Annotated in this window: 9 protein-coding genes and 1 pseudogene; 5 read left to right on the forward strand and 5 right to left on the reverse strand. The window is 70.1% G+C overall.

Going from position 1 to position 7462, the window contains the following annotated elements; translation table 11 throughout:
* The first annotated feature begins 101 nt into the window (after positions 1 to 101).
* A complete protein-coding gene (locus IEZ01_RS29600) occupies positions 102 to 1109 on the forward strand; it encodes an ATP-grasp domain-containing protein (RefSeq protein WP_229833281.1) in 1008 nt (335 codons plus the stop codon).
* A gap of 90 nt (positions 1110 to 1199) precedes the next feature.
* Entirely contained in the window at positions 1200 to 2453 is a 1254-nt protein-coding gene (locus IEZ01_RS29605; protein WP_189204753.1) for a hypothetical protein, read from the forward strand.
* A 56-nt stretch (positions 2454 to 2509) separates the two neighbouring features.
* On the opposite strand, the gene IEZ01_RS29610 is transcribed toward IEZ01_RS29605, so the two are convergent.
* A complete protein-coding gene (locus tag IEZ01_RS29610; RefSeq protein ID WP_189204755.1) occupies positions 2510 to 3388 on the reverse strand; it encodes an MOSC domain-containing protein in 879 nt (292 codons plus the stop codon).
* Positions 3389 to 3497: 109 nt separating this feature from the next.
* Here IEZ01_RS29610 and IEZ01_RS35935 point away from each other — a divergent pair.
* Both IEZ01_RS35935 and IEZ01_RS29615 read left to right on the forward strand, forming a co-directional pair.
* A pseudogene (locus IEZ01_RS35935) lies at positions 3498 to 3575 on the forward strand (transcriptional regulator); the annotation flags it as partial.
* The gene (locus IEZ01_RS29615; protein WP_189204757.1) at positions 3572 to 3958 is read left to right on the forward strand and encodes a VOC family protein; all 387 of its coding nucleotides are present in this window, start codon (positions 3572 to 3574) and stop codon (positions 3956 to 3958) included. The pseudogene IEZ01_RS35935 and the gene IEZ01_RS29615, both read left to right, overlap by 4 nt.
* Before the next feature lie 45 nt (positions 3959 to 4003).
* On the opposite strand, the gene IEZ01_RS29620 is transcribed toward IEZ01_RS29615, so the two are convergent.
* From IEZ01_RS29620 to IEZ01_RS29630, 3 genes are all read right to left on the reverse strand, one after another.
* Positions 4004 to 5575: an SDR family oxidoreductase gene (locus IEZ01_RS29620; protein WP_189204758.1), complete on the reverse strand. Its 1572-nt coding sequence runs from the start codon at positions 5573 to 5575 to the stop codon at positions 4004 to 4006.
* Between the two features lie 97 nt (positions 5576 to 5672).
* Complete coding sequence (locus IEZ01_RS29625) at positions 5673 to 6062, reverse strand: VOC family protein (RefSeq protein ID WP_019883894.1); 390 nt, start codon at positions 6060 to 6062, stop codon at positions 5673 to 5675.
* A 51-nt stretch (positions 6063 to 6113) separates the two neighbouring features.
* Positions 6114 to 6674: a TetR/AcrR family transcriptional regulator gene (locus tag IEZ01_RS29630; protein WP_040875080.1), complete on the reverse strand. Its 561-nt coding sequence runs from the start codon at positions 6672 to 6674 to the stop codon at positions 6114 to 6116.
* Between the two features lie 90 nt (positions 6675 to 6764).
* Here IEZ01_RS29630 and IEZ01_RS29635 point away from each other — a divergent pair, with 90 nt between their 5' ends.
* On the forward strand, positions 6765 to 7217 hold the full coding sequence (locus IEZ01_RS29635; protein ID WP_189204760.1) for a DUF6463 family protein: 453 nt from the start codon (positions 6765 to 6767) through the stop codon (positions 7215 to 7217).
* 74 nt (positions 7218 to 7291) lie between these two features.
* Here IEZ01_RS29635 and IEZ01_RS29640 read toward each other — a convergent pair.
* The coding region (locus IEZ01_RS29640) for a transglycosylase SLT domain-containing protein (RefSeq protein ID WP_189204770.1) at positions 7292 to 7462 on the reverse strand (171 nt) is incomplete at its 5' end.

Here is a 7462-nt window from a genome sequence, read left to right on the forward strand (position 1 = left end):
GGGACGCGGCGTCTCACCTGCGTGCGCCTCCCCTGTCGTACGACCCGCCCACCAGGGCATGCCCCTGCCCGCGAAGATCCTGTCGCTGGGGCCGGCGGGGCGTGGAGATCGGCGAGGATATGGTGCGCGCGCTCACGTTCGGCCTGCTCGCCGCCACAGACAGGGAGACACGAAGTCAGATGGAACACATGACGGTGCAGGAAGCTGACGTGTGGCTGCTGGTCCGGGAACACCCGACCGTGCCTTTGGCCTCGACGCTCAGACTGGCTCAGGCCCTGAAGGACGCCCACGGTTCCCGGTTCGCGCTCTGGCGCACCGATGAGCTGGTTCTCGGGGTCCGGGACGGGCGGCTGGTCCTGTACACGCTGGGCGGTGCGGAGGTGCCGGCGCCGAAGGTGGTGTGCGTGCGTCAGATGCCCAGCTCGATGCATGAGGCGCGTGAGGTCACCCTCCTGCGTCATCTGGAGCGGATGGGGGCGACCATGCTGAATCCGGTGGACGCACATCTCGCGTGCCGCAACAAGTTCCAGCAGTTGCAGGCGCTGGCCCTGGCGGGGCTGCCGGTGCCCGACACGCTCTCCTATGCGAACGCCCCGCTGGAGGGCGTGCTGCACAGCCCGCACTTCGAGGCGCCCTGTGTGGTCAAGTCCGTTTGGGGCAGCAAGGGACGGGAGGTCTTCCTGGCATCCGACAAACGGATGCTGCACGACGTCCAGGGCAACCTCTCCCAGCAGGTGCCTCTGCTCTTCCAGGATTATGTGCACCACTCCCACGGCCGTGATCTGCGTGTGGTGGTGGTCGACGGCAAGCCGGTGGCGGCCCAGATCCGCACCTCACGCGGCGACACTCTCAAGTCCAACCTGGCGAAGGGCGGACAGGCCACGCTCTGCGCGGGCCACTATCCGCGAGCCGAGGAACTGGCCGTACGTGCCGCGCAGGCCCTGGGCCTCGCGGTCGCAGGGGTGGACCTGCTCTTCGGGCCCGATGACACCTTCGTGATCTGCGAGGTCAACGCCGTTCCCGGATGGCGGCCGGAGATGACGGACGTCATCCCGGCCATCACCGCCCAGATCGCCCGCGCGCTGGGGCCGAGCCGTGACAGCGGCTGAGCGGCGCACGAACTTCCTTCGAATATGACGCGACGTCAGGCGGCTTCCGCGGGCAGCCTTCGGCCAGGACTTCGCCGAAGAAGGAGCACCATGACCACCACCGTCCCCGCCGCCAAGGACCACGGCCACGACCACGACCAGCTCACCGAGACCGTACGGGCACTGTCCGCGCGCGTCCTCGAACTTGAGGCCAAGCTCAAGCAGCCGGACCATGTCGTCCGCCCGGAAGACTTCGGGGCCGTCGCCGGGAGGGACTGCACGGACGCCTTCATACGGATGATGAAACACATCGACACTGGACTGAGACCGGACGCGGGCGGCGGCGTGCCGGTCGCCCGCCACACCGTCCTCCTCGGTCCCGGGCCCTATCTCATCTCCCGGCCCTGGATGGTGCCGAGAGCCGGGCGGGCGCAGGGACTGACGATCCGGGGTATCGCGAAGCGCGCGACCGAGATCGTGTGGTCCGGCGAGGGGCCGATGCTCACCAACCAGGACCGGTGGATGGGCGTGCGCTGGGAGCACGTCAGCTTCCGCGGCACGAATCCCAAGGGCGCCTACCTCTATTCGTCGTCGACCGGCGCGTGCCAGGACTGGGCGTGGTCGTCCTGCGAGTGGCGAGGCAGCTGGGCGTACGGGATCGGGCTGGACGGGCCGGCGGCCTCGAACACGAACTCCGAGATGCGGTTCGACGGCTGCCACATCAATGGTTCGTACGCGACCGCGTTCCTCTGGTCCGGCATGACGCCGGCCCACTCCCAGCAGGATCAGTTCCTCAACTTCTGGTTCACCAACTGCAAGGTGGAGTACGACTGGGGCGACTTCATCCGGTTCGACCGCGGTGGGTTCATCCGGCTCGACGGCGGCTCCTACATCATCAAGGGCCGGCGGCCCGACGGGCAGATGAGCCGGTTCATCCATCTACCGGTGGCCGGGCACGCCGACTCCGTACAGCATCTCTCCGTGCGCGACGTCCGCTTCGAGCTCCGCAACGCTCTCTCCCAGGTCATCTTCAGCCGCTGGAACGCCGGCCACATCACCTTCGACCAGTGCTCCGACACCGCCCAGGGCTTCAGGAGCCACTCCCCCGGTCTCGTCGCGCACGAGTACGACGTCGCGGCCGGCGCCCCGCAGATCCGCTACGTCCAGTGCGACCTCGTCGGCACCCACCGGGTCCGCAGCGGCGCCGCGTCGACCGCCCGGGGCCGCATCGTCTACGACCAGTGCACCCGCAAGAACCACCGCACCCTGGACGCGTTCCTGCGGATCGCCGCGGGCGGGGCGCTCCCGCGGCCGTCGGAGTTCAGCGTGTCCCACCGCGACGACGGCGACGGCTTGACGTCCTGAGCGTGGACGGCCGGCCGGTGCCCGCCCGCCGGGGCGGGCACCGATCGGCGGTGTTCTCACGCTTCGGCGTCGCCCCACTCCTGGACGGTCACCTCGTCGCCGACCGACAGCTTCCCCGGGCGTACGACGGAGAACTTCGTGCCGAACACGACGCCCCCGCCCGGCGCTCGCCGGTAGCCCGCGAGCGTACGCAGCGGCTCCGGCCCCTGGCGGGCCCCGAGCTCCTGGTCGACCAGAGTCACCGCACAGCGCACCGCCAGCTTGGTGTAGCCCAACTCGGCACTGCCGATGGTGATACGGCGTGCGCGGTCCTCGGCATGGGGTACGGCTGCCCAGTCGCCGCCGTCGCCGTCATGGCCGGGGCCGGGGTGGCTGTCGATGACGATGTTCGGGCGGAAGCGATTCATCGGCAGGGTCGGGGCGCCATGCTCGGCCATCCGCCGGTTGAGGAGGGTGAGGGAGGCGCGGGACAGCAGGTGCACGGCGCTGCTGTCGGCGTAGCCGGTGGGGCCGGGGGTGTGGCCGTCGGAGACCCGGTCGTGCTCCGGCGGCACGCGGACCAGGCGGCTGGGGGTGCCGAGAACATCCGACAGCCAGGCGGCGGCATCGTCGCCCTGGTCGATCCCCTTGAAGGCGGCGCCGAACAGATCGACGTCGCGGCGCGGTGCGGACGTGGTCACGTCGATACGGAAGGTGCCGTAACGGCCGGGGGTGTCGGTCGAGTCGAGCGTGAGCCGCGTGCCGTCGGTGCTGATGCGGGGTCGGATCACGGCAAGGCGTGGGTCGCGGCGCTGGGTGCGGTAGACCCCGTCCTCGCTGATGACCATGAAACTGCGGTCGTGCGCGAGACCTGCCGGCGTGAGGAGCGCTTCGCTCATCGACGTGCCCGCGCATCCCTTGATCGGGTAGCAGATCAGATCCCTGACGTCGGCCATGTGCCGCCTCCTTCGGTCGACGGCCAGATTAGAACGTCCGATCTCATCGAATACGGTCGGCGTGCCCCCTGACGTGCCGCCCCCGACTTGATAGGCCAGTCAAACCCTCCACGACCTCAACACCGAACCCCTTGAGCGCATCGTGACCCAGTGGCTCAGGCCCGACACACCGGAGAGCACCCCATGAGGATCCACCTGACCAGCGTCTTCGTCGACGACCAGGACAAGGCCCTGCGCTTCTACACCGAGGTGCTCGGCTTCCGGAAGAAGACCGAGGTCCCGCTGGGAGACGACCGATGGCTGACCGTGGTCTCACCGGAGGACCCCGACGGCACCGAACTGCTGCTGGAGCCCGACGGCCACCCCGCGGTGAAGCCGTACAAGGAGGCGCTGGTCGAGGACGGCATCCCGGCCGCGTCCTTCGCCGTCGACGACGTCCACGCGGAGTTCAGCCGGCTGCGCGAGCTCGGGGTGCGCTTCACCCAGGAGCCGCTGGAGATGGGCCCGGTCACCACCGCCGTACTGGACGACACCTGCGGCAACCTGATCCAGATCGTGCACAGCAAATAGGGTCAGCGGCCTTCGCACGGACGGGGCGTGCTGGGGCCGCGGGCCTCATCGCCGCGGCCCTCGCCTGCCACGGCGGCGCCGGATACGGCCGGCGGGCGGGGCACTCCGCCGCGCGCTCATGCCTTTGGCGGCGGCCTGCGTGATGTTGCGGGCCATGCCGCCGAAGACGACGGCGTGGAAAGGCGAGACCGCCCACCAGTAGACGTGGCCCAGAAGGCCGCGGGGGTGGAACAGGGCGCGCTGCCGGTAACGGGTACGGCCCTCGGCGTCCGACTCGACGTACATCTCCAGCCACGCCAGGCCCGGCAGCCGCATCTCCGCGCGCAGCCGCAGGAGGCGTACGGGCTCGATCTCCTCGACCCGCCAGAAATCCAACGAGTCGCCCACGCGCAGACGCTCCGCGTCCCGCCGGCCACGGCGCAGACCGACGCCGCCCACGAAACGGTCCAGCCAGCCGCGCACCGCCCAGGCCAGCGGGAAGGAGTACCAGCCGTTGTCACCGCCGATACCCTCGACCACCTTCCACAGCGCTTCCCGCGACGCGTCGACCGGCAGCTCGCGCTCATCGTGGTAGAGGCTGCCACCCGCCCAGTCCGGATCGGTGGGCAGCGGGTCGCTGGGCGCGCCCGGAACAGCGGCGGAGGACCAGCGGGTGACCACCTGCGCCTCCCGCACCCTCCGCAAGGCCAACGCCAGCGTCTCGTCGAAGGGCATCGGCCGGCCCGGCAGGTCGGGCACGTACCGGGCGATGTCGTGCTCGTGGCAGACGACCTCGTGGCGCAGGGACTCCGTCAACGGCCGGGCGATCGAGGCGGGCACCGGCGTGACAAGTCCCACCCAGAGGCTGGACAACCCCGGAGTCAGCACGGGCACCGGCACGATCAGCCGCCGCCGCAGGCCGCCGACCACGGCGTAGCGGCGCATCATCTCCCGGTACGTCAGAACATCCGGCCCGCCGATGTCGAACGCCCGGTCCACGTCGTCCGGCATGCCGGCCGAGCCGGCCAGATAGCGCAGTACGTCGCGGATCCCGATCGGCTGCGTGCGCGTACGTACCCAACTGGGGGTCACCATCACCGGCAACCGCTCGGTCAGATAGCGCAGCATCTCGAACGACGCCGACCCCGAGCCGATGACGACCGCGGCCCGCAGCACCGTGGCAGGCACCCCGGACTCGAGAAAGATCCGCCCGACCTCCGACCGGGAACGCAAGTGCGGCGACAGCAGCTGCTCGGGCACGCCCTGCGGCGTGAGCCCTCCGAGGTAGACGATCCGCCGCACGCCGGCAGCCTCCGCCTGCTCGGCGAAGACGCGCGCGGCGTCGCGGTCGGTGTCCTCGAAACCGGCGCCGGAGCCCAGAGCGTGCACCAGGTAGTAGGCGACGTCGATGTCGCGCATCGCCGCCGCGACCGACTCCGCGTCCGTGACATCTCCCCGGACCGTCTCGACATCCCCGACCCACGGATGGTCACGAAGCTTCCCCGGCGAACGGGCCAGACACCGAACCTGATGCCCCGCCTCCAGCAACTCCGGCACCAGACGCCCACCGACATACCCGGAGGCGCCCGTAACGAGACAGCGCAGCCTCTCCACGTACTGCTCTCCGTCCGTATCCACGACCACCCTCCACGCGCCGGGCCGACAACCCAGCTATCCAAACCCGCGGGGTCCCGCCGCGCGCGGCAGACTCGCCGCCGCGCTCAACGAAGTGTCGTCAGGGCCGGTAGCGCAGGGGGTGCTGCTCAGGTACCTCGACCACGGCGATGCGTACGCCGTCCGGGTCGGCGATCCACATCTCGACGAGGCCCCACGGCTCCTCCTTCGGGGGCCGCAGGATCTCCACGCCGCGGGCGAGGAGCTCCTCGTGGGCCGCGCGTACGTCGGCGACCTGGAGCCACAGTCTGATGCCGGGCGTCGCGGGGGTGTCGGTCGAGCGGCCGGAGACCTCCAGGAAGCCGCCGCCGAGGAAGTACACCGTCCCCCGGTCGGGCCCGGTGCCGAACTCGCGGTAGACCGCGAGGCCCAGAGCGCCGCCGTAGAAGTCGCGGGAGCGCTGGGGATCGGTGGGCGTCAGCAGGATCCGGCTGGACAGCACATGCACCATGCACCCGACCCTACGCTCCCGGGCGCGGCGGGCTCTCGTGCCCTGCCGTTGTCACGCTCGTCCAGAACGCAGAAGGTACTCTCCCGCGAGGTGGACGGCTTCCCGGTGGGTGCGGCCGGGGTGGTCCACGGCCATGAAGTGCCGGCCGATCGCGAGGGCGAAGGCCAGGGTGCTGCGGGCCTCGATCTCGTCGGGGTCGGTGAGGAAGGCGCCGAACATCCGCCGCAGGAACTCCATGCGCTCGTTGTCGACGCGCCGCAGGCGCGCCGCCACGGACGGGTCATGGTGGGCCCATGCCCGGACCGCAAGGTCGATCCGGTGGAAGTCCTCCGTGAACGTCCTCTGCCCGGCGCGCCGGATCGCATCGGCCGGGTCTCCGCCTTCGGCGTCGATCCGGTCCAGGACTTCCTTGGTGCAGCGGCGTTCCCACTCGTCGAGCATCTCCGCGAGCAAGGCGGCGCGGCCGTCGAAGTATCCGTAGAACCCCCCTTTGGTGACGCCGAGTTCGGCGGCGAGGGTCTCCACGCGTACCGCGTCGGGTCCTCCTTGGGCGAGGGCTTCGAGGCCCGCTTCGATCCAGCGGGCTCGTGGGGTACGGGGCACGGCGGGAATCGGGCCACCTCCGTTCGTCGCGTTTCATTTGTACGGTACCGTACAGACGATCTTTACGGCACCGTACAGACGGAAGAAGGAGAGCTCCTGATGAACTCCCGGAAGCGACTGCTCCGTTGGGCGAGCGCGATCATGCTCGTGCTGGGAGTGGGGCACCTGTCCTTGCTGGCGCTCGCCGCCTCGGCCGACATCGCCGGCTGGGTCGATCGGGGGGTGTGGGCAGCCGTGCCCCTTGACCTCTCGGAGGGGGCGCCGGAGACGGTGGATTCCCTGACGAACGTCGTCACCTTCTGGGCGGGCCCAGGGAGCTTCTCCGTGCCGCTGGTTCTGCTGGGGTGCCTGATATGGCACTTCGCCGGTCGCGGGGTGAGCGTGCCGGCCTGGACCGGCTGGGGCCTCGCGGTGTGGTGCGTGCTGGGCGGCGTACTTCTTGTGCCGTCCCCGTTCTTCGTGGGCGCGGTCTCCGGAGTGCTCATCGTGCTGGCGGCACGGAAGGGGGACCGGCCGGCAGCCGTCGAGGAGCGGGAGTCACACGTCTCCTGAGCGGAAACAAAGCGGCCGGCATTGCCCTTGATGGGCAGTGCCGGCCACATGCCGCCCTAGGGGCGACCGTCGGCTCAGTAGGGGCCGTTGACGTTGTCGATGGAGCCGTAGCGGGCGGCCGCGTAGTTGCAGGCGGCGGTGATGTTGGCGACCGGGTCGTACTGGTCATTCTTGGTGCCGGGGACGTGGTAGGCGTCGAAGGTCGGCTTGATGACCTGGAGCAGACCGATCGAAGGCACGCCGTT

The sequence above is a fragment of the Streptomyces purpureus genome (genome assembly GCF_014648195.1).
GTDB classification, from domain to species: Bacteria; Actinomycetota; Actinomycetes; order Streptomycetales; family Streptomycetaceae; genus Streptomyces; species Streptomyces purpureus.

Excerpts from the sequence above, each read along its gene's own strand:
- IEZ01_RS29605 (WP_189204753.1), top strand. The coding sequence starts at position 1,200 with ATGACCACCACCGTCCCCGCCGCCAAGGACCACGGCCACGACCACGAC.
- IEZ01_RS29615 (WP_189204757.1), top strand. The coding sequence starts at position 3,572 with ATGAGGATCCACCTGACCAGCGTCTTCGTCGACGACCAGGACAAGGCC.
- IEZ01_RS29610 (WP_189204755.1), bottom strand. The coding sequence starts at position 3,388 with ATGGCCGACGTCAGGGATCTGATCTGCTACCCGATCAAGGGATGCGCG.
- IEZ01_RS29625 (WP_019883894.1), bottom strand. The coding sequence starts at position 6,062 with ATGGTGCATGTGCTGTCCAGCCGGATCCTGCTGACGCCCACCGATCCC.
- IEZ01_RS29635 (WP_189204760.1), top strand. The coding sequence starts at position 6,765 with ATGAACTCCCGGAAGCGACTGCTCCGTTGGGCGAGCGCGATCATGCTC.